An 18,396-nucleotide genomic window follows, 5' to 3' on the forward strand; every position below is an offset into this window, starting at 1 on the left:
GGGCCAGGGCGGATGGCGTGACCGGCCTTGGTGGGAAGCGGACGTTCACCGGATCGGCGTACGGGCTTGCCGCGAACTCTATCCGCGATCCCCCAACCCCGCTCAGGCTGAGCGGGTCTTGTTTGGTTTGATCCCTTTCTTCTCGTGCCCGATTCCGGGCGGAACCGCACATCCCGACATCTCCGCGCCGCTCATCCCGCCCACAGCCCACTTTCCGCTTGTCCTGACGCCCCGAGGCGTCCAGTACACTGGACACATGGCGCGCTTTCCTTTCTCCGCGATCGTCGGTCAGGACGAAATGAAGCTGGCGTTGCTGATCGCCGCGGTCGATCCGTCGATCGGCGGGGTCATGGTCTTCGGCGATCGCGGCACCGGAAAATCCACCGCCGCGCGCGCCCTCGCCGGGCTGCTGCCCCCGATCATGGTGATGGAGGGCTGCCGCTTCGGCTGTTCCCCGGACGAGCCGCGCGCCTGCCCCGGCCCCTGCGAAGCGGGCAAGGCTGTGAAGCGCAACGTCCCCTTCGTCGATCTGCCGCTGGGCGCCACCGAGGATCGCGTCCTGGGCTCGCTCGATCTGGAACGCGCGCTGCGCACCGGCGAGAAGGTGTTCGAACCCGGCCTGCTCGCCCGCGCGCACCGCGGCTTCCTTTACATCGACGAGATCAACCTGCTGGAAGACCACCTGGTCGACCTGCTGCTCGACGTGGCCGCCTCGGGCGAGAACGTGGTCGAGCGCGAGGGCCTGTCGGTGCGGCACAAGGCACGCTTCGTGCTGATCGGCAGCGGCAACCCGGAAGAGGGCGAGTTGCGCCCGCAGCTGCTCGACCGCTTTGGCCTGTCGGTCGAGGTGCGCACGCCGCGCGACATTGGCGACCGGGTCGAGATCATGCGGCGCTGCGCCGCGCACGATGCCGATTCCGCCGGCTTCGGCAAGGCCTGGGCCGACGAGGATGACAAGATCCTCCACCAGATCGCCCGCGGCCAGAAGAAGCTGGCCAAGATGGAGGTCCCCGACGAGGTCCTGGTCGACGCCGCGCGGCTGTGCAGCGCCTGCGGGGTCGACGGGCTGCGGGGCGAACTGACCCTGATGCGCGCGGCGCGGGCCTATGCCGCGCTGAAGGGCGCCAAGCTGGTGCGCCGCGAACATCTGCTGGCGGTCGCGCCGCTGGCCCTGCGTCACCGCCTGCGCCGCGACGTGCTGGACGAAAGCGGATCGACCGCCCGCATCGAACGCGCGATCGCCGAACACTTCGCATGACCGCGCCGGCCGCAGGCGCCGGAGAGCCGGAGCCCGATCCGGCGCTGGCCGCCGCACTGACCGCCGTGCGCCTGCTCGCGGCGGCCCCGCAGCGGCTGGGCGGCATCTGCCTGCGCGGCGAAGGCCCGGCGCGGAGCCTGGTGCTGGACCGCCTGCGCGCGCTGCTTCCGCCGGACACGCCCTGGCGGCGCCTCCCCGGCCATGTCGATGACGAGCGGCTGTGCGGGGGGATCGACATCGCCGCCAGCCTGGTCACCGGCACCCCGGTCCACCAGCGCGGGATCCTGGCCGAGGCCGCGGGTGGCGTGCTGATCGTGCCCCTGGCCGAGCGGCTGCGCACCGACGTCGCCGGCCGCATCGCGCAGGCGCTGGACGGAGAGGGGGATTTCCTGCTCGTCCTGCTCGATGACGGCGCGGAGGGCGAGGATCGCCCGCCGCTGGCCCTGCTCGAACGCCTCGCCTTCGATTGCGATCTGCGGCCGGTCCGCAGGCTTGCTCCGGTCGATCCGGCCGTGCCGTCCGAAGGTGCGGCCCAGGCCTGGCTCTCGGACGACGGGCTCGATGCTCTGGCGGCGACGGGGGAGGCGCTGGGCATCCCGTCGCTGCGGCCGCTGCTGTTCGCCGCTGCCGCCGCCCGCACCGCCGCCGCTCTGGCCGGGCGGGGTGAGGTGGAGCAGGCCGATCTCGAACTGGCGGTGCGGCTGGTGCTGGCGCCGCGCGCCACCCGCCTGCCCCCCCAGTCCGCCCCCGAGGACTCCGCCCCGGACAGTCCGCCCGAGCCGCCGCCCCCGGGGGATGAGCCGCAAGGGGGGCCGGACCGCGACGAGGATGACCAGCCCGCCCCGGAATCACTGCCCGAGGACCTGCTGATCGAGGCGGCGAAAGCCGCGATCCCGTCCGACGTGCTCGAACTGATCGCCGCCGGCCGCGCGATGCGTTCGGCGCGCGGCGGCGGGGCGGGGCGGCGGACCGCCTCCAAGCTGCGCGGACGGCCGCTCGGCTCCCGCCCCGGCATGCCGGGGGGCGGCGTGCGGCTGGCGCTGGTCGACACCCTCCGCGCGGCGATCCCGTGGCAGGGGCTGCGCCGCCGCGAGCCCGCTGTCCCCGGGGCCGGACTGATCCGCTTCCGCCGGGATGACCTGCGCGTGCGCCGGTTCGAGGAACGGACCGCCACGGTCACGGTGTTCTGCGTCGATGCCTCGGGATCGGCCGCGCTGGCCCGGCTGGGCGAGGCCAAGGGCGCGGTCGAGCTGATCCTGGCCCAGGCCTATGTGAAGCGCACCGAGGTCGCGCTGATCGCGTTCCGTGGGGAGGGGGCGGAACTGCTGCTGCCCCCGACCCGCTCGCTGACCCGCGCCAAGCGCGCGCTGGGCGCCCTGCCGGGCGGGGGCGGGACCCCGCTGGCCAGCGGGATCGCCCTGGCCGCCCAGGTGGGGGACGCCATCGCCGCGCGCGGCCGCAGCCCGTTCTTCGTCTTCCTGACCGACGGCAGCGCCAACATCGCGGCCGACGGGGCGCGCGGGCGGCCCCAGGCCCAGGAGGACGCGCTGGCCGCCGCGCGGCGGCTCGCCGCCGAACAGCGCCAGGCCGTGGTGATCGACATTTCCGCCCGTCCCCGGCCCGAGGCGGCCCGGCTGGCCGAGGCGATGCGGGCGCGCTACCTGCCCCTGCCCTTCGCCAATGCCCAGGCGCTGCAGGCGGCGGTGGCGCTGGTGACGCCCGGGGATCGTCCGGGCCGCCGGTCCGCGGCATGAGCGCGCTGCGCTGGGAGGTGGAGGGGCGCGACTGGCCCAACCGGGCGAGCAGCCGTTTCGTCGATTCCGGAGGGCTGCGCTGGCATGTCCAGGTGGCGGGCGAAGGGCCGGCGGTGGTCCTGCTCCACGGCACGGGCGCCGCCAGCCACAGCTGGCGCGATGTCCTGCCCGATCTGGCCACCACGGCCACGGTGATCGCCCCCGACCTGCCCGGCCACGGCTTCACCCGGGGCCGCCCGCGCGGCGGCCTGACCCTGCCGGGCATGGCGCGGGCGCTGGGCGAGCTGCTCGGCACGCTCGGCGTGGACGGGCCCGCCCTGCTGGTCGGCCATTCGGCCGGCGCGGCGATCGCGCTGCAACTGGCGCAGGACCGCGATCGCGGGGAGCGGGTGCTGGGCTTCAACCCGGCGTTGATGCCCTTCCCCGGTCTGGCCGCGCGGCTGTTCCCCTCGCTGGCCAAGCTGCTGTTCCTCAACCCGCTGGTGCCGCGGATGATGGCGGGCATGGCCGGCTGGCCCGGAGAGGTCGAACGCTTCCTGGGCCGCGCCACCGGATCGACCATCGCCGCCGAGGGCCTGGCGGCCTACCGCAGGCTGTTCACCAACCCGGACCATTGCGCCGGGGCGATGGAGATGATGGCCAACTGGGACCTGGAGGCCTTCGGCCGGGTCCTGCCGCAGATCGCTGCGCCGGTGCGGCTGATCCATTCGGACCGGGACAGTGCCGTGCCAGTCGATTCGGTCGAGCGCGCCGCCGCGCTGATCCCGCATGCCCGGCTGGACGTCTGGCCCGGGCTGGGCCATCTGGCTCATGAGGAACGCCCCGACCTGGCCGTGGCCGCGATCCGGGAGCAGGTCGACACCGCGCGGAAGGAACCGGCATGAGCAGCTTCAGCGAACACTTCGGCTGGGTCGAAATGGTCTTCACCTCGATCATCGCCTTCGGCTTCGGCGGCTACCAACTGTGGTCGGTCAACCGCGAGATCCGCGCGGACCGCGAGAAGGCGGCGCGCAAGGATGAGGACAGGGGTGCGTGAACACGGCCCCGAGGCCGGTTTCGCCCGGTTGCGGACTTTTGTTTCCTCCCCGGTACGGGGAGGGGGACCACCGAAGGTGGTGGAGGGGCACTCTCCTTGGGGCAAGGCAGCTGGTCAAGGCGGGGTGCCCCTCCACCATCCTGCCCGCAGGGCAGTTTACCCTGAGCGGCCGGCCTGCCGGCCAGCCGAAGGGGATGGTCCCCCTCCCCCGGTGGGGGAGGATCAGGAACGTCCGCTCCCCCACCCTACACGGTCATCAGGCTCCCACCCTCCATCGTCGCCCCGGCCTTGAGCCGCGGCAGGGCTTGCGGAGCCACAGTGGGGGAAGAACAGCCCTCTCCCGGGTCAAGCCCGGGACGACGAGGTGAGAGTTATGTAGACAGATTCGAACGACCGATTGCGCCCGGTTGAGGGCATTCCGATCCTCCCCCGTTTTGCGCAGCACAACGGGGGAGGGGGACCGCGCTGCCGCAGGCAGCGGGGTGGAGGGGGACAGCAACCGGCCCCCTCCGTCAGCTACCTGCGGCGGCTGACACCTCCCCCGTTGCATCCTGCGGATGAAACAGGGGAGGATCTGAGGACGTCCGCTCCTTGCCCCCTATCGGCCCTCACCCCCGCGATCGTGGAATCCGATAGGGCAGCATCCACTGCACCACCGGGTTGGCGAAGCGATCGAGATCGAGGCTTTCCTGAACGGCCACGACCCGTTCGCCATGGAGTTCCGCCGACAGGGTCGAGCGGGCGTAGAACGGCGCGTCCTCCCAGGTCCGCACGACCTGCGCCAGGCCGCGATCGGCCCGGGTCTTGCGTTCCATCAGCCACCAGGTTCCGGGCAGCGGCGCGACCGGGGGCAGCTCCACCTCCTGCGGAACCCCGTCGCGACCGAACCGCAGCGCGCTGGCAAAGCCGCGGCCATCGCGGCGGATCCCCTCATAGCTGACCAGCGCCCCGCCCTTGCCGTGGGCCCGCGACCAGTGCCAGACCCGGAAGCCCTCTTCCAGCGACTCGCTGCCGAAGTTCGAATCGAGATAGGCGTCGCCCTGCCAGCGCAGGTCCGGGCGCTCCATCACCACCTCGATCCGCGCGCGCGGGGCGATGCAGTGCCAGCGGTGCCGGCCGGCGGGATCGAGCGCGAAGGCGCGATCGTTGAGCGCCTCGGGAATCACCCGGATGCGCCCGGCGACGCGGCGCTGCCAGGGCACGCCCAGCCGCTTGTCGCGCTCCTCGATCACGATTTCCAGCGCCTCGCCGGTCCAGTGGACGTGGCTGGGGCCGAGCTGGAGCGTATCGGCATCGCGGCGCACCTCGCCGCGCGTGCGCTCGGTCATGGTCCAGCGCGCGCCCGGACCGTACAACGCGACGTTGAGCGCGCAGTGGTTGAGCGGATCGCCGCGCCCGCTGGCCTTGTAGTAGGGCGAGAAGACGCTGCCGATGAAGGCGATGATGGTCAGTCCGTGGCGGCCGCAGTCGCTGAGCGCGTCGACATACCACCAGCCATAGCCACCGGGTGGGACCGCCGCATCGAAGCGAGGTCGTGCAGCACCGCCTGGCTCGCCAGTCGTCCCGACAAGGCGGCCATCGGCACCCCCGCTCCCGGGTGGGTACTTCCACCCGCGCAGTAGAGCCCAGGGATCCCGGTCCGCGTGCCCTGCCGGAGGAAGGACGCCGCCCAGCCGTGCGAGGCTCGTCCATAGATCGCTCCGCCGGTCGAGGGCAAAAAGGTCTCGAATGCGTTCGGCGTCAGCAGCGTGTGCGGGAAGTCCGGTTCCAGCTCCAGCCCGCAGCGGGCCAGGCTCCGCGTCATGGCCTGGGTGCATTGGTCCTTCTCCTGTTCGGTATAGGCATGGCTGTCGCCGTTGGCCGGGGCATTGACGATGATCTGCAGCCGTTCCCGTCCGTCGGGCGTCGGGCCGGAGCCCTCCCCGCGATCCTGGGCGCAGACATAGACACTGGGGTCGGACGGCGGGGCGCCGCCGTGGATATCGGCGAATTCCCGCGGGTAATCGGGCGAGAACAGCACGTTGTGACGCTGCAGCGGAAAGCCGGAGGTTCGCGTGTGGGCCAGCCAGACCATGGCCGAGAGCGAGCGCTTGCGCGGGGCGTAGCCACTCACCGCCATGGCCCCGAGCGGGCCGAAGCGACCGGCGGCCAGCGCGGCGGGATCGGCATTGGCGATCACCGCGTCGGCCTCGATCCGCTCACCATCCGCCAGGGCCAGGCCGGAGATGCGCCCGCCGCGGGTCTCGACCATGGCCGCCGAGGTGCCGAAGCGGAACCGCGCTCCGTGGCGCTGCGCGAGGCGCATCAGCGCCGCGGCGAGCGCGCTCATCCCGCCCTCGAGCAGCCAGACCCCCTGGGCCTCGACATGGGCGATCAGCATCAGCGTGGCCGGCGTGGCGAAGGGCGAGGAGCCGCAATAGGTGGAATACCGCGCGAACAGCTGGCGCAGGCGCGGGTCGGCGAAATGCTGGCCCAGCACCTTCCACAGGCTTTCATAGGGGCGGATGGCGAGCAGGTCCCCCACCCGCCACAGTCCGATCCGCCACATCAGCGCGGGCGGCCAGGCCAGCTTGCTGCCGCGCAGCATCGGCTTGTCGAGAATGCCGTGAATCCGCGCCGCCTCGGTCCGGAAGGCACGGAAGCCCGCGGCGGCGGCGGCCCCGGCGAAATCGCCGATCGCGGCCTCGCTGCGTGCCGGATCGGCGAACAGGTCAAGCTGCTGCCCCGGCTCCCAGGCGTGCCGGGCCAGCACATCGGCCCGATGGATCGTGACATGGTCGGTCAGCTCGGCGCCGCATTCGCGAAAGATATCCTCGAACACGTCGCGCAGCGTGAACACGGTGGGCCCGGCATCGATCGCCGCGCCATCGACCGGCAGTTGCCGCGCCTTGCCCCCGGGGTGGTGGGCCTTTTCGATGACGGTGACCGCACAGCCGCGCGCCGCGAGCAGCGCCGCCGCGGCCAGACCGCCGATTCCGGCCCCGATGATGGCCACCCTGGCGTCCGCGCCCCAAGCCTTGTTGCCAGCGCCCATCGAGCGTGCCTTTCGCCAGCGGAGAGTCCGCCGCGAATATAATTGATCTTTACACGATACATGTCCACTCTTTTGGACATATGCCAACCTCGATCGCCGCAAGCGGCCCTCTGCGGCCCCCTGGCCCGCCCGAATGGCGGCGGCGCTGGACGGCCTGGCGCAACGCCACGATCGCCAGCCCCCGCTTCCAGGCCTGGGCCGCGCGGCTGCCCCTGTTCCGCACCGTGGCACGGCGGCGGGCGGCGCAGGCCTTCGATCTGCTGGCCGGCTTCTGCTATTCGCAGATCCTCCAGGCGGCCGACGCGGCCGGCCTGCTCGACCGGCTGGCGGAAGGGCCCGCCGATCTGACGGCCGTGCAGCAGACCACCGGCCTGCCGGAACCCGCCGCCCTGCGACTCGTCCGCGCCGCCGCCGCGATCGACCTGGCCGAAGAGATTGCCCCGGGGTGGTGGATGCTGGGCCAGCAGGGCGCCGCGCTGCAGGCCAACCCCGGCGCCCTGGCCATGGTGCGGCACCATGCGCTGCTCTACGCCGATCTGGCGGAGCCGCTCGAGCTGTTCAGGCGCAACCGGGAAGAGCCCACGGCCTTGTCCCGGTTCTGGCACTATACCTCTGAAACAGAAGCGGATTGTGCGGATCGATACTCCACCCTGATGGCCCAGTCCCAGGCCATGGTGGCGCGCGAGACACTGGCCGCCTACCCCTTTGCGCGGCACCGCCGGGTGCTCGATCTGGGGGGCGGCCATGGCGTGTTCATCCGCGCCCTGGCCGGGGCCTGCCCCGATCTCGAACTGGGCGTGTTCGATCTCCCCCCGGTGATCGCCGGGACCGCGGATCGCATCGCCGGAAGCCCGGCCGCCACGCGCGTGAGCCTGCACCCGGGCGACTTCTTCCGGACCCCGCTGCCGCAGGGATACGACTGCATCACCCTGGTGCGCATCCTGCATGACCACGACGATGGCCCGGTCCAGGCCCTGCTCGACTCAGCCTGGGCGGCGCTGCCGGCAGGGGGGCGACTCGTCATCGCCGAACCCATGGCGGGCACGCCGGGAGCCACGGCCATGGGTGACGGCTACTTCGGACTTTACCTATGGGCGATGAATTCGGGACGCCCGCGCACCGCCGCGGAATACGGGACCATGCTGGAATCAGCCGGCTTTTCCCATTGGCGCCGCGCCACCACCCACCTGCCGGCGATCGCCAGCGTTGTTGTCAGCACAAAGTGACACGTATTTGTGTCAAGGTTGATTGACGTTCGTTAGGTAAGGAGTATGGTGAAAGCTGCCTGATCGTATCCACTCCGGATATGGGGGCCTCGGCTGGACCGCCGAGAGGGGGAAGGGACCGCGCCATGGATGCGCTGGCCGTCGTACTGGAAGCCCCGAAGCAGATCGCGCTTCGCCGGCTGACCCTGACCAACACGGCCCTCCCCGGAGGCGCAGGGGCGATTCCGCTGGATTCGCCCGACGCCCTCGCCCCGTCCGACCTGCTGGTCGAAGTGCGCTGGAGCGGAATCAGCACCGGCACCGAAAAGCTGCTGTGGACCGGCGAGATGCCGCCCTTCCCGGGTATGGGTTATCCCTTGGTGCCGGGTTACGAGTCGGTCGGCCGGGTGATCGCCGCCGGCGCTGACGTCGCCGACCGGCTGGGTGACTGGGTCTTCGTGCCGGGGGCGGTCTGCTATGCCGATGCCCGGTCGCTGTTCGGGGGCAATGCCCAGCGGGTGGTGCTGCCTTCGGCCCGCGCCTTCCCCATCGCCGAGTCGCTCGGCTTCGACGGGGTGATCTTCGCGCTCGCCGCGACGGCCTATCACGCGATCGACTGGAACGCCCCGCCCGACCTGATCGTCGGCCACGGCACGCTGGGACGCCTGATCGCCCGCATCGCCATCGCCGGCGGGGCGCCCGCCCCCACGGTCTGGGAACGCCATCCCGCGCGGATGGATGCCGACCAGGGGTACAGCGTGGTCCACCCCGATGAGGACCCCCGGCGCGACTATGGCGCGATCTACGACGCCAGCGGCGCGGCCGATTGCCTTGATCTGCTGATCCCGCGGCTGCGCCACGGCGGCGAGATCGTGATGGCCGGCTTCTATGCCCAGCGGCCCAGCTTCGCCTTCCCCGCGGCCTTCCGCGCCGAGGCCCGGATCCGCGTCGCGGCCGAGTTCCGGCCCGAAGACCTGACTGCGACCCGTGCGCTGGTGGACAGCGGCAAGCTCAGCCTCGCCGGGCTGGTCAGCCACGTCCGTCCGGCCCGCGAGGTCGACGATGCCTACCCCCAGGCCTTTCTCGGCGCTGATTGCCTGAAGATGGTCCTCGACTGGAGCGACTGCGCATGACGATGCTTGAATCCGGCCTTTCCGTGCACGACGCCGCCCTCCGCGCCGAGGCGGCGATCGAACCCGACGCCCCCCACACCGGCGGGGTGAAGAAGGACACGCAGGTCATCGCGATCTACGGCAAGGGCGGCTCGGGCAAGAGCTTCGCCCTGTCCAACCTCAGCTACATGATGGCGCAGCAGGGCAAGCGCGTGCTGCTGATCGGCTGCGATCCGAAGTCCGACACCACCAGCCTGCTGTTCGGCGGCAAGAGCTGCCCGACGATCATCGAGACCTCGGCCGCCAAGAAGCTGGCCGGCGAAGAGGTGCGGATCGAGGACGTGTGCTTCCAGCGCGACGGCGTCTTCGCGATGGAGCTGGGCGGGCCCGAGGTCGGCCGCGGCTGCGGCGGGCGCGGCATCATCCACGGCTTCGAGCTGCTCGAGAAGCTGGGCTTCCACGACTGGGGCTTCGACTACGTGCTGCTCGACTTCCTGGGCGACGTGGTCTGCGGCGGGTTCGGCCTGCCGATCGCCCGCGACATGTGCCAGAAGGTGATCGTCGTCGGCTCGAACGACCTGCAATCGCTCTACGTCGCCAACAACGTCTGCAAGGCGGTCGAATACTTCCGCAAGATGGGTGGCAATGTCGGCGTGGCCGGCATGATCATCAACAAGGATGACGGCACCGGCGAGGCCCAGGCCTTCGCCAAGGCGGTCGACATCCCGGTGCTCTGCGCGATCCCGGCCAACGAGGACATCCGCCGCAAGTCGGCCAACTACCAGATCATCGGGCACCCCGATGGCGAATGGGGCAGCCTCTTTGCCGAGCTGGCCTCGAACGTCGCCAGCGCCCCGCCGCGCCGCCCGACCCCGCTGGAGCAGGACGGCCTGCTCGGCCTGTTCTCGCCCGACGAGACCGGCGGCAATGTCGAGCTGATCCCCGCGACCCAGGCCGACATGCGCGGCGGCACCTTCGTCAGCAAGCCTTCGCTGGAGGTGGTCTATGACGAAGTCTGACGCCGGAGGCACCGCCGCATGAGCGACCTCGTCCCCGACACCACCGATTTCGCCCGCCAGCCGGACCGGCTCGACCTCGAGTCCCCGGCCACGGCCGAGCTGGAAGGCGCCGGCTGCCACGCCGGGGCCGACGTCCTGCGCGAGGCCACGAACAAGGCGCAAGGGTCCGAGCTGCTGGCGCGCTATGCCGCCGACTACCCGGTGGGCCCGCACGACCAGCCGCAATCGATGTGCCCGGCCTTCGGCTCGCTCCGCGTCGGGCTGCGCATGCGGCGCACGGCGACGATCCTGTCGGGGTCGGCCTGCTGCGTCTATGGCCTCACCTTCACCTCGCACTTCTATGGGGCGCGGCGCACGGTCGGCTATGTCCCGTTCAGCTCGGAGACGCTGGTCACCGGCAAGCTGTTCGAGGACATCAAGGAAGCGGTCGAAAACCTGGCCGATCCCGACCTGTACGATGCGATCGTCGTCACCAACCTGTGCGTCCCCACCGCCAGCGGCGTGCCGCTGCGGCTGCTGAAGAAGCAGATCAACGGGGTGCGCATCATCGGCATCGACGTGCCGGGCTTCGGCATCCCGACTCACGCCGAGGCGAAGGACGTGCTGGCCGGGGCCATGCTGGCCTATGCCCGCAGCGAGGCCGAGGCCGGCCCGGTCGCCGCTCCCGCGACGCGCCCGGACCGTCCGACCGTGACCCTGCTGGGCGAGATGTTCCCGGCCGATCCGGTGGGCATCGGCATGATGCTCGAACCGCTCGGCCTGGCCGCCGGCCCGGTCGTGCCGACGCGCGAATGGCGTGAGCTCTATGCCGCGCTGGACTGCGCCGTGGTCGCCGCGATCCACCCCTTCTACACCGCCAGCGTGCGCGAGTTCGAGGCCGCCGGACGCCCGGTGGTCGGCTCGGCTCCGGTCGGCGCCGAGGGCACTGCCGCCTGGCTCGACGCGATCGGCGCCGCCTGCGGAGTCGATCCGGCCAAGGTCGAGGCCGCCAAGGCCCGGTTCGTCCCCGCCATCCGCGGGGCGCTCGCCGCGAACCCGATCAAGGGCCGCATCACCGTCGCCGGCTACGAGGGTTCCGAGCTGCTGGTCGCCCGCCTGCTGATCGAGAGCGGCGCCGAGGTGCCCTATGTCGGCACCGCCTGCCCGCGCACCCGCTGGTCCGACCCGGACCGCGAATGGCTGGAGGCCCGCGGCGTCACCGTGCAGTTCCGCGCCAGTCTTGAACAGGACATCGCCGCGGTCGAGACGTTCCGCCCCGACCTGGCGATCGGCACCACCCCGGTGGTCCAGCACGCCAAGCAGCAGGCGATCCCGGCGCTCTACTTCACCAACCTGATCTCGGCCCGTCCGCTGATGGGACCGGCCGGCGCGGGCAGCCTGGCCCAGGTGGTCAATGCCGCGATGGGCAACAAGGCCCGCTTCGACAAGATGAGCGCGTTCTTCGAGGATGTCGGCAGCGGCCCCGCTGCCGGTGTGTGGGAAGACACCCCGCAGGATCGCCCGGCCTTCAAGAAGAAGTACGCCGCGCTGAACGAGGCGGCCCGCAAGGCGGCCGAGGCGGTGGGCTCATGACCCTGATCCTCGACCACGGCGCCCGACGTCTTGTCGTGATCGCCCGTTGCGCGGGAGGCCGGGCATGACCCTGATCCTCGATCACGACAGGGCCGGCGGCTACTGGGGCGCGGTCTATGTCTTCGCCGCGGTCAAGGGGCTGCAGGTGATCATCGACGGACCGGTCGGGTGCGAGAACCTGCCGGTCACCTCGGTCCTGCACTACACCGATGGCCTGCCCCCGCACGAACTGCCGATCGTCGTCACCGGGCTGGGCGAGGAAGAGCTCGGCAAGACCGGCACCGAAGGCGCGATGAAGCGCGCGTGGAAAACGCTCGACCCCGATCTCCCCGCCGTGGTGGTGACCGGATCGATCGCCGAGATGATCGGTGGCGGCGTCACCCCCGAGGGCACCAACATCAAGCGCTTCCTGCCACGCACGATCGACGAGGACCAGTGGCAGTGCGCCGATCGCGCGCTGTCGTGGCTGTGGTCGGAATTCGGCCCCAAGGCGATGCCCGCGGTCAAGCCGGTGCGCGAGGGCGAGAAGCCCAAGGTCAACATCATCGGGCCGGCCTATGGCATGTTCAACATGGCCAGCGACCTGGCCGAGATCCGCCGCCTGATCGAGGGGATCGGCGCCGAGGTCAACGTGGTCTTCCCGCTGGGCTGCCACCTGGCCGATATCCGCCGGCTGGCCGATGCCCAGGCCAACGTCTGCCTCTATCGCGAATATGGCCGCAACCTCTGCGAGGTGCTGGAACGGCCCTATTTCCAGGCGCCGATCGGGCTGGACAGCACCACGCGCTTCCTGCGCGCGCTGGCGGCCGAGCTGGGGCTCGATCCCGAACCGTTCATCACGCGGGAAAAGCACACCACGATCAAGCCGCTGTGGGACCTGTGGCGGTCGGTCACGCAGGACTTCTTCGCCACGGCCAGCTTCGGCATCGTCGCCAACGAGACCTATGCCCGCGGCATCCGTCACTTCCTGGAAGATGACATGGGGCTGCCCTGCACCTTCGCCTTCTCGCGCAGTGCCGGGGTCAAGCCGCGCAACGAGGACGTGCGCGCGGCCATCCATGCCAATCCGCCGCTGGTCCTGTTCGGCAGCTACAACGAGCGGATGTACAACGCCGAGCGCGGCGGCCGCGGGATCTACATCCCGGCCAGCTTCCCCGGCGCGGCGATCCGCCGGCACACCGGCACGCCCTTCATGGGCTATTCGGGGGCGACCTACCTGATCCAGGAGGTCTGCAACGCGCTGTTCGATGCGCTGTTCCATATCCTGCCGCTGGGCACCGACATGGACAAGGCCGAGCCGACCCTGGCCCGCGCGCACCGCGAGCTGCCGTGGGACGGCGATGCCAAGGCCCGGCTCGACGAGGTCGTCGCCGCCCAGCCGATCCTGATCCGCATTTCCGCCGCCAAGCGCCTGCGCGACGCGGCCGAACGCGCCGCCCGCCGCCATGGCGAGGATCGCGTCTCGGCCGACCGGCTCGCCGACGCCCTGCTCGAGGCGCAGGTCGCATGACCTACCGCGTCGCGCCCCGCCTTTCACCAGATTGCCCGACGGCCGCCCTGCGGCCCTCGCGCTCCCCCATCCCCGCGGCGCAATCCGCGTGGATACCGAAAGAGGTCTTCCGCCTCTCGCACACCAACAACGACTGGAGATTGCTATGAGTAATGGCGATGATCGCTTCGGCCTGAGCACGTATCTCACGCCCGAAGAAGCCAAGGAATTCCACAAGCTGTTCGTCAGCAGCTTCCTCGGCTTCACCGCCGTGGCGGTGGTGGCACACTTCCTTGTCTGGGCCTGGAAGCCCTGGCTCTGAACTGACCAACCGGCCCGGCTGCGCAAGACCGCGCCGACGGGTTCCAACACCTTTGCACAAGGATAGATACCATGTGGAGACTCTGGCTTATTTTCGATCCGCGCAGGACCCTCGTTGCCCTGTTCGCATTCCTGTTCGTGCTGGCGATCGTGATTCACTTCATCCTGCTCAGCACTGACACGTACAACTGGCTCGACGGCCCCAACTCGGCACAGGGCATTGCCCAAGCTGCCGCGGCAGCCGCTGCAAAGCCGTCTGCCTGAGGGCAGCCTGTGCGAGAGGCGGCGGCCACAAACCGCCGCCTCCGGGTTTTGACTGATCCGTTCACATGAACCCGCCGCTGCTGGCGGGGAGGGGTAGAGCCATGGCACTCCTGAGTTTCGAACGAAAATACCGCGTTCGCGGCGGGACCTTGATCGGCGGCGACCTGTTCGACTTCTGGGTGGGCCCGTTCTACGTCGGCTTCTTCGGGGTCGTGACAGCGATCTTCGCGTCACTGGGCACCGCTCTCATCTTCTACGCGGCCTCGCAGGGGCCGACGTGGAATCCCTGGTTGATCTCGATCGCCCCGCCGGACCTGAAATACGGTCTGAGCCTGGCCCCGCTGAAGGAAGGCGGGTTCTGGCAGGTGATCACCGTCTGCGCGCTGATCTCGTTCAGCTCGTGGGCCGCCCGCGAGGTCGAGATCTGCCGCAAGCTGGGCATGGGCTACCATGTCCCCTTCGCCTTCAGCATGGCGATCTTCGCCTATTTCACGCTGGTGGTGATCCGCCCTGTTCTGCTCGGCGCCTGGCACTGGGGCTTCCCCTACGGGATCTTCAGCCACCTCGACTGGGTCTCGAACACCGGGTACCAGTACCTCCACTTCCACTACAATCCGGCGCACATGCTGGCGGTGTCGTTCTTCTTCACCACCACCCTGGCGCTCGCGCTGCACGGCGCCCTGGTGCTTTCGGCGGTGAACCCGCCGGCCGGTGGCGAAGTCAAGACGCCGGAGTACGAGGACACCTTCTTCCGTGACCTGATCGGCTATTCGGTCGGCACGCTCGGCATCCACCGGGTGGGTCTGCTTTTGGCGCTCAACGCCGGGTTCTGGAGTGCGGTGTGCATCGTCATCAGCGGGCCGCTGTGGACCAAGGGCTGGCCCGAGTGGTGGACCTGGTGGCTCAACCTGCCGATCTGGTCGTAAAGGAGCACCAAGCGATGGCGACCTATCAGAACATCTTCACCCAGGTGCAGCTGCGTGGCGAACCCGAGGCAGGCATCGCCCTGCCCCCGGGCAGCGAACCCCGCATCGGCAAAGGCACCTTCAACCACTGGATGGGCATCATCGGGCACGCCCAGATCGGCCCGGTCTATCTGGGCTGGACCGGCGTGTTCTCGCTGATCCTCGGCTTCTTCGCGATCGAGATCATCGGGCTCAACATGCTCGCCTCGGTCAACTGGGACCCGATCCAGTTCGTCCGCATGCTGCCCTGGCTGTCGCTGGAGCCCCCTGGACCGGAGTACGGGTTCACGCCCTTCGTTCCGCTTGCCAAAGGTGGCTGGTGGATTCTCGCCGGCGCCTGCCTGACCTCGTCGATCCTGCTGTGGTGGGTGCGCACCTACTCCCGGGCCCGCGCGCTCGGCATGGGCACTCACGTGGCCTGGGCCTTCCTGTCGGCGATCTGGCTCTACCTGGTGCTGGGCTTCATCCGCCCGCTGCTGATGGGCAGCTGGTCGGAAGCGGTGCCCTTCGGGATCTTCCCGCACCTGGATTGGACCGCGGCCTTCTCGATCCGCTACGGCAACCTGTTCTACAATCCGTTCCACTGCTTCTCGATCGCGTTCCTCTACGGATCGACGCTGCTCTTCGCGATGCACGGGGCGACCATTCTCGCGGTCGGCCGTTATGGCGGCGAGCGCGAGATCGAGCAGATCACCGATCGCGGCACGGCTTCGGAACGGGCCGCCCTGTTCTGGCGCTGGACCATGGGCTTCAACGCCACGATGGAATCGATCCACCGCTGGGCCTGGTGGTTCGCGGTGCTGACCACGCTGACCGGCGGGATCGGCATCCTGCTGACCGGCACGGTGGTCGACAACTGGTACCTCTGGGCACAGCAGCACGGCTATGCCCCGTCCTATCCGTCCACCGGGGTCATGGATCCCGCCTTGGGGAGCGCCGGCCAATGAAAAGGATAGCATCGCTTGCCCTTGCGGCGGTCGTGACCATGGCGCTCGGCGCCTGCCAGCTGAGCCCGAAGACGGCGACGCAGAACGGGTTCCGCGGGACCGGCATGGATCACGTCACGCTGACCAAGGTCGCCATGGCCAAGGACGAGGTTCCGGCCCCGCCCTATGACCCGCCGGCGACCGACGGTCAGCGCGCCAAGGAGGTCTACCAGAACGTCCAGGTGCTGGGGGACGAGTCCGCGGACCAGTTCAACTACACCATGGCCGCGATCACCCAGTGGGTGGCGCCGCAGCAGGGTTGCAACTATTGCCACAACCCTGAAAACATGGCCTCCGACGAGCTTTACACCAAGGTGGTGGCGCGGCGGATGCTGCAGATGACCCGCAACATCAACCACAACTGGAAGCAGCACGTCGCGGCAACCGGCGTCACCTGCTGGACCTGCCACCGCGGCAATCCGGTTCCGGCCAACTACTGGACCATGCCGACCGAGGGCCCGAAGGGGATCATCGGCAACCGTCACGGGCAGAACAACCCGGTGCCGGAATCGGCGTTCTCGTCGCTGCCCAACGCCTCGCTGGCGGTGTACTTCACCGGCGATCCGAAGGTGGACCAGAACATCCGTGTCCAGTCGACCGGGCTGCATCCCAGCGCGGCCAACAAGACCAGCATCATGGCCACCGAAGACAGCTATGCGGTGATGATGCATGCCTCGCAGTCGCTGGGTGTGAACTGCACCTTCTGCCACAACACGCAGTCGTTCCAGAACTGGGATATCAGCACGCCGCAGCGCGCCAAGGCCTGGTACGGCATCCGCATGGTGCGGCAGACCAACGGCGAATACATGACGCCGCTGGCCTCTGTCTTCCCGGCCAACCGCAAGGGCGCGCTGGGCGATACCTTCAAGGTCAGCTGCGCCACCTGCCACCAGGGCAAGAACAAGCCCATGGGTGGTGCGCAGATGGCCAAGGACTACCACGCGCTGTGGGGTGAGCCGAGCCCGGCCAGCCTCACCCCGGCCCCGGCCGCCGCTCCGGCGGTCGGCGCCCCGGCCCGCTGAGGGCCGATCGCGACCAAACCCCGCAAACATGCGGCAATCTGAAGGGTCCGGTGAGCTGCCTCACCGGGCCCTTTCTTTTGGCCGCGACCCCTGTCAGCTTGCGGCAGCCGTTCGCCCCCAACCCGGTGGCGAGCGGACGGCTGGCCAAAGGGGGAGGACCGGCGGGATGCGCGCCCATCACAGATCCATGAAGGCCATGGCGGCCGCCCTGCTGGCAGCCCTTCTGACCGCAGCCACGCCCGCCCTGGCCGCGCCGGATGACACGGCCCTCACCCGGGACATCCTGGCGCGGGTCAGGCACCGGTTGCCCACGCGCACGATCGAGATCAGCGGACCGCTGTCACTGCGGGTGAGCGACGCCCGGGGTGAGGACGGCGAGATCAACCTTGACCGGCTGGCGGCGTTCTGCGCGCAAAGCACCGCCAGGGAATGCCGAGCCCAGAAGGAACGGTTCGTCACGGGCATCGTCGAATCCATGTCGACGGACTATGCCGCGATCACCCGCGAGCGGCTGCGGGTCGTGGTGCGAAACGACGACTATGCCGCGGCGATGAATGCACAATCGGCCAGCGGTGCCACGGGCCGCCTGGTCATGGGCCTGGTCGCACCGGGGTTGAACCTCGTGCTCGCGGCCGACTATCCCGACACAACCCGCCTGGTCGGCGAGATCGACCTCAAGTCCCTTGGCTTGAGCCGCGACGAGTCCATCGCACTCGGGACACGTCAGGTTCTTGCCACCATTCCTGCCCTGCCTGGTGCCGGGGAACTCAGGGGCGCAATTGTTCTCCTGCCGGACCTGGACTACGGCGCGGCGGCCATCCTCGCCACGGATCACTGGCGCAAAGTGGCCAAAGACCTGCCCGGAGTGCTGTGGATCGCCGTACCTGGCGACCAGCACGTGCTTATGGGCCAAGTGACCCGGACGGAAGACCTGGAACAGCTCAAACCCGTCATCGCAAAGGCTTTCACCGAAGCACCCCGCGGGATTTCGCCGGCAATCTTCCGCTGGGCTGGCGATGGCTGGGTGCCCGTTCCCTGACGACCCACCCCACACCTCGGGCGCGCGAGCTACCCCACCCCGTTCGCCCGCCGCGTCAGCGCCGCGAGCTCATCGAACAGGGCCTCGTCCCGCGCCTTGAAGTTGAAGCACGACTTGCCCTGCTGGCGGCGCTTGAGATCGGCCGAGAGATCGGCGCCGATCGAGGGATCGGTGTAGAGCGGGAACAGATGATTGCGGATTCCGACGATCGCGCGCATGTATTCCGATCTGATGCCGCGCAGTGTTCCGATTTGATCGCGCGCAGGTGGAGCACCTGATCGTCGCTGTGTTGTGACACTATGCTTTGCTGTTGGTCAAGC

18 protein-coding genes are annotated in these 18,396 nt (G+C 69.6%); 15 read left to right on the top strand and 3 right to left on the bottom strand.

Annotation, left to right across the window (positions count from 1 at the left end; translation table 11 throughout):
- Positions 1-256 precede the first annotated feature (256 nt).
- From bchI to H7F49_RS15585, 4 genes are read left to right on the top strand one after another with little or no spacing between them, the layout of a single operon-like run.
- A complete protein-coding gene (bchI, locus tag H7F49_RS15570; RefSeq protein ID WP_185684502.1) occupies positions 257-1,258 on the top strand; it encodes a magnesium chelatase ATPase subunit I in 1,002 nt (333 codons plus the stop codon).
- A complete protein-coding gene (locus H7F49_RS15575; RefSeq protein WP_185684503.1) occupies positions 1,255-3,012 on the top strand; it encodes a magnesium chelatase subunit D in 1,758 nt (585 codons plus the stop codon). Before bchI ends, H7F49_RS15575 begins: the two co-directional genes overlap by 4 nt.
- On the top strand, positions 3,009-3,896 hold the full coding sequence (bchO, locus tag H7F49_RS15580) for an alpha/beta fold hydrolase BchO (protein WP_185684504.1): 888 nt from the start codon (positions 3,009-3,011) through the stop codon (positions 3,894-3,896). Before H7F49_RS15575 ends, bchO begins: the two co-directional genes overlap by 4 nt.
- Complete coding sequence (locus H7F49_RS15585) at positions 3,893-4,048, top strand: hypothetical protein (RefSeq protein WP_185684505.1); 156 nt, start codon at positions 3,893-3,895, stop codon at positions 4,046-4,048. The genes bchO and H7F49_RS15585 overlap by 4 nt, the downstream gene beginning before the upstream one ends.
- Before the next feature lie 608 nt (positions 4,049-4,656).
- Here the strand turns inward: H7F49_RS15585 and H7F49_RS15590 are convergent.
- Entirely contained in the window at positions 4,657-5,376 is a 720-nt protein-coding gene (locus tag H7F49_RS15590) for a hydroxyneurosporene dehydrogenase (protein WP_185684506.1), read from the bottom strand.
- A gap of 119 nt (positions 5,377-5,495) precedes the next feature.
- Positions 5,496-7,082: a 1-hydroxycarotenoid 3,4-desaturase CrtD gene (gene crtD, locus H7F49_RS15595; RefSeq protein ID WP_185684507.1), complete on the bottom strand. Its 1,587-nt coding sequence runs from the start codon at positions 7,080-7,082 to the stop codon at positions 5,496-5,498.
- A gap of 80 nt (positions 7,083-7,162) precedes the next feature.
- Between crtD and H7F49_RS15600 the strand changes: the two genes are divergently transcribed.
- The 11 genes from H7F49_RS15600 to H7F49_RS15650 all read left to right on the top strand — a co-directional run bounded on the left by H7F49_RS15600 (position 7,163) and on the right by H7F49_RS15650 (position 18,076).
- Complete coding sequence (locus tag H7F49_RS15600) at positions 7,163-8,308, top strand: methyltransferase (RefSeq protein ID WP_185684508.1); 1,146 nt, start codon at positions 7,163-7,165, stop codon at positions 8,306-8,308.
- A gap of 125 nt (positions 8,309-8,433) precedes the next feature.
- On the top strand, positions 8,434-9,420 hold the full coding sequence (gene bchC / locus H7F49_RS15605) for a chlorophyll synthesis pathway protein BchC (protein ID WP_185684509.1): 987 nt from the start codon (positions 8,434-8,436) through the stop codon (positions 9,418-9,420).
- Complete coding sequence (locus H7F49_RS15610; RefSeq protein WP_185684510.1) at positions 9,417-10,418, top strand: chlorophyllide a reductase iron protein subunit X; 1,002 nt, start codon at positions 9,417-9,419, stop codon at positions 10,416-10,418. Before bchC ends, H7F49_RS15610 begins: the two co-directional genes overlap by 4 nt.
- Before the next feature lie 18 nt (positions 10,419-10,436).
- Positions 10,437-11,990, top strand: coding sequence for a chlorophyllide a reductase subunit Y (gene bchY, locus H7F49_RS15615; RefSeq protein WP_185684511.1), 1,554 nt, complete (start codon positions 10,437-10,439; stop codon positions 11,988-11,990).
- Between the two features lie 64 nt (positions 11,991-12,054).
- A complete protein-coding gene (bchZ, locus tag H7F49_RS15620; protein WP_185684512.1) occupies positions 12,055-13,500 on the top strand; it encodes a chlorophyllide a reductase subunit Z in 1,446 nt (481 codons plus the stop codon).
- Positions 13,501-13,645: 145 nt separating this feature from the next.
- Positions 13,646-13,801: a light-harvesting antenna LH1, beta subunit gene (gene pufB, locus H7F49_RS15625; RefSeq protein ID WP_185678373.1), complete on the top strand. Its 156-nt coding sequence runs from the start codon at positions 13,646-13,648 to the stop codon at positions 13,799-13,801.
- A 71-nt stretch (positions 13,802-13,872) separates the two neighbouring features.
- Entirely contained in the window at positions 13,873-14,064 is a 192-nt protein-coding gene (gene pufA / locus H7F49_RS15630) for a light-harvesting antenna LH1, alpha subunit (RefSeq protein ID WP_185684513.1), read from the top strand.
- A 101-nt stretch (positions 14,065-14,165) separates the two neighbouring features.
- Entirely contained in the window at positions 14,166-14,990 is an 825-nt protein-coding gene (pufL, locus tag H7F49_RS15635; RefSeq protein ID WP_185684514.1) for a photosynthetic reaction center subunit L, read from the top strand.
- A 14-nt stretch (positions 14,991-15,004) separates the two neighbouring features.
- Positions 15,005-15,976, top strand: coding sequence for a photosynthetic reaction center subunit M (gene pufM / locus H7F49_RS15640; protein ID WP_185684515.1), 972 nt, complete (start codon positions 15,005-15,007; stop codon positions 15,974-15,976).
- Positions 15,973-17,037 (top strand): photosynthetic reaction center cytochrome PufC, encoded by a 1,065-nt coding sequence (pufC, locus tag H7F49_RS15645; protein WP_185684516.1) that lies wholly within the window; start codon positions 15,973-15,975, stop codon positions 17,035-17,037. The genes pufM and pufC overlap by 4 nt, the downstream gene beginning before the upstream one ends.
- A 166-nt stretch (positions 17,038-17,203) precedes the next feature.
- Positions 17,204-18,076 (top strand): hypothetical protein, encoded by an 873-nt coding sequence (locus H7F49_RS15650; RefSeq protein ID WP_185684517.1) that lies wholly within the window; start codon positions 17,204-17,206, stop codon positions 18,074-18,076.
- Between the two features lie 29 nt (positions 18,077-18,105).
- Here the strand turns inward: H7F49_RS15650 and H7F49_RS15655 are convergent, their stop codons facing one another.
- Positions 18,106-18,294 carry a hypothetical protein gene (locus H7F49_RS15655; protein ID WP_185684518.1) on the bottom strand — a complete coding sequence of 63 codons (189 nt, stop codon included), beginning with the start codon at positions 18,292-18,294 and terminating at the stop codon, positions 18,106-18,108.
- Positions 18,295-18,396 lie beyond the last annotated feature (102 nt).

Source organism: Novosphingobium aerophilum, from assembly GCF_014230305.1.
In the GTDB taxonomy this organism is placed as follows: Bacteria; Pseudomonadota; Alphaproteobacteria; order Sphingomonadales; family Sphingomonadaceae; genus Novosphingobium; species Novosphingobium aerophilum.

Excerpts from the sequence above, each read along its gene's own strand:
- H7F49_RS15590 (WP_185684506.1), bottom strand. The coding sequence starts at position 5,376 with ATGACCGAGCGCACGCGCGGCGAGGTGCGCCGCGATGCCGATACGCTC.
- bchI (WP_185684502.1), top strand. The coding sequence starts at position 257 with ATGGCGCGCTTTCCTTTCTCCGCGATCGTCGGTCAGGACGAAATGAAG.
- H7F49_RS15585 (WP_185684505.1), top strand. The coding sequence starts at position 3,893 with ATGAGCAGCTTCAGCGAACACTTCGGCTGGGTCGAAATGGTCTTCACC.
- bchY (WP_185684511.1), top strand. The coding sequence starts at position 10,437 with ATGAGCGACCTCGTCCCCGACACCACCGATTTCGCCCGCCAGCCGGAC.
- H7F49_RS15575 (WP_185684503.1), top strand. The coding sequence starts at position 1,255 with ATGACCGCGCCGGCCGCAGGCGCCGGAGAGCCGGAGCCCGATCCGGCG.
- crtD (WP_185684507.1), bottom strand. The coding sequence starts at position 7,082 with ATGGGCGCTGGCAACAAGGCTTGGGGCGCGGACGCCAGGGTGGCCATC.
- bchO (WP_185684504.1), top strand. The coding sequence starts at position 3,009 with ATGAGCGCGCTGCGCTGGGAGGTGGAGGGGCGCGACTGGCCCAACCGG.
- H7F49_RS15650 (WP_185684517.1), top strand. The coding sequence starts at position 17,204 with ATGCGCGCCCATCACAGATCCATGAAGGCCATGGCGGCCGCCCTGCTG.
- pufA (WP_185684513.1), top strand. The coding sequence starts at position 13,873 with ATGTGGAGACTCTGGCTTATTTTCGATCCGCGCAGGACCCTCGTTGCC.
- H7F49_RS15600 (WP_185684508.1), top strand. The coding sequence starts at position 7,163 with ATGCCAACCTCGATCGCCGCAAGCGGCCCTCTGCGGCCCCCTGGCCCG.
- H7F49_RS15655 (WP_185684518.1), bottom strand. The coding sequence starts at position 18,294 with ATGCGCGCGATCGTCGGAATCCGCAATCATCTGTTCCCGCTCTACACC.
- bchZ (WP_185684512.1), top strand. The coding sequence starts at position 12,055 with ATGACCCTGATCCTCGATCACGACAGGGCCGGCGGCTACTGGGGCGCG.
- pufL (WP_185684514.1), top strand. The coding sequence starts at position 14,166 with ATGGCACTCCTGAGTTTCGAACGAAAATACCGCGTTCGCGGCGGGACC.
- pufM (WP_185684515.1), top strand. The coding sequence starts at position 15,005 with ATGGCGACCTATCAGAACATCTTCACCCAGGTGCAGCTGCGTGGCGAA.
- pufB (WP_185678373.1), top strand. The coding sequence starts at position 13,646 with ATGAGTAATGGCGATGATCGCTTCGGCCTGAGCACGTATCTCACGCCC.
- bchC (WP_185684509.1), top strand. The coding sequence starts at position 8,434 with ATGGATGCGCTGGCCGTCGTACTGGAAGCCCCGAAGCAGATCGCGCTT.
- H7F49_RS15610 (WP_185684510.1), top strand. The coding sequence starts at position 9,417 with ATGACGATGCTTGAATCCGGCCTTTCCGTGCACGACGCCGCCCTCCGC.
- pufC (WP_185684516.1), top strand. The coding sequence starts at position 15,973 with ATGAAAAGGATAGCATCGCTTGCCCTTGCGGCGGTCGTGACCATGGCG.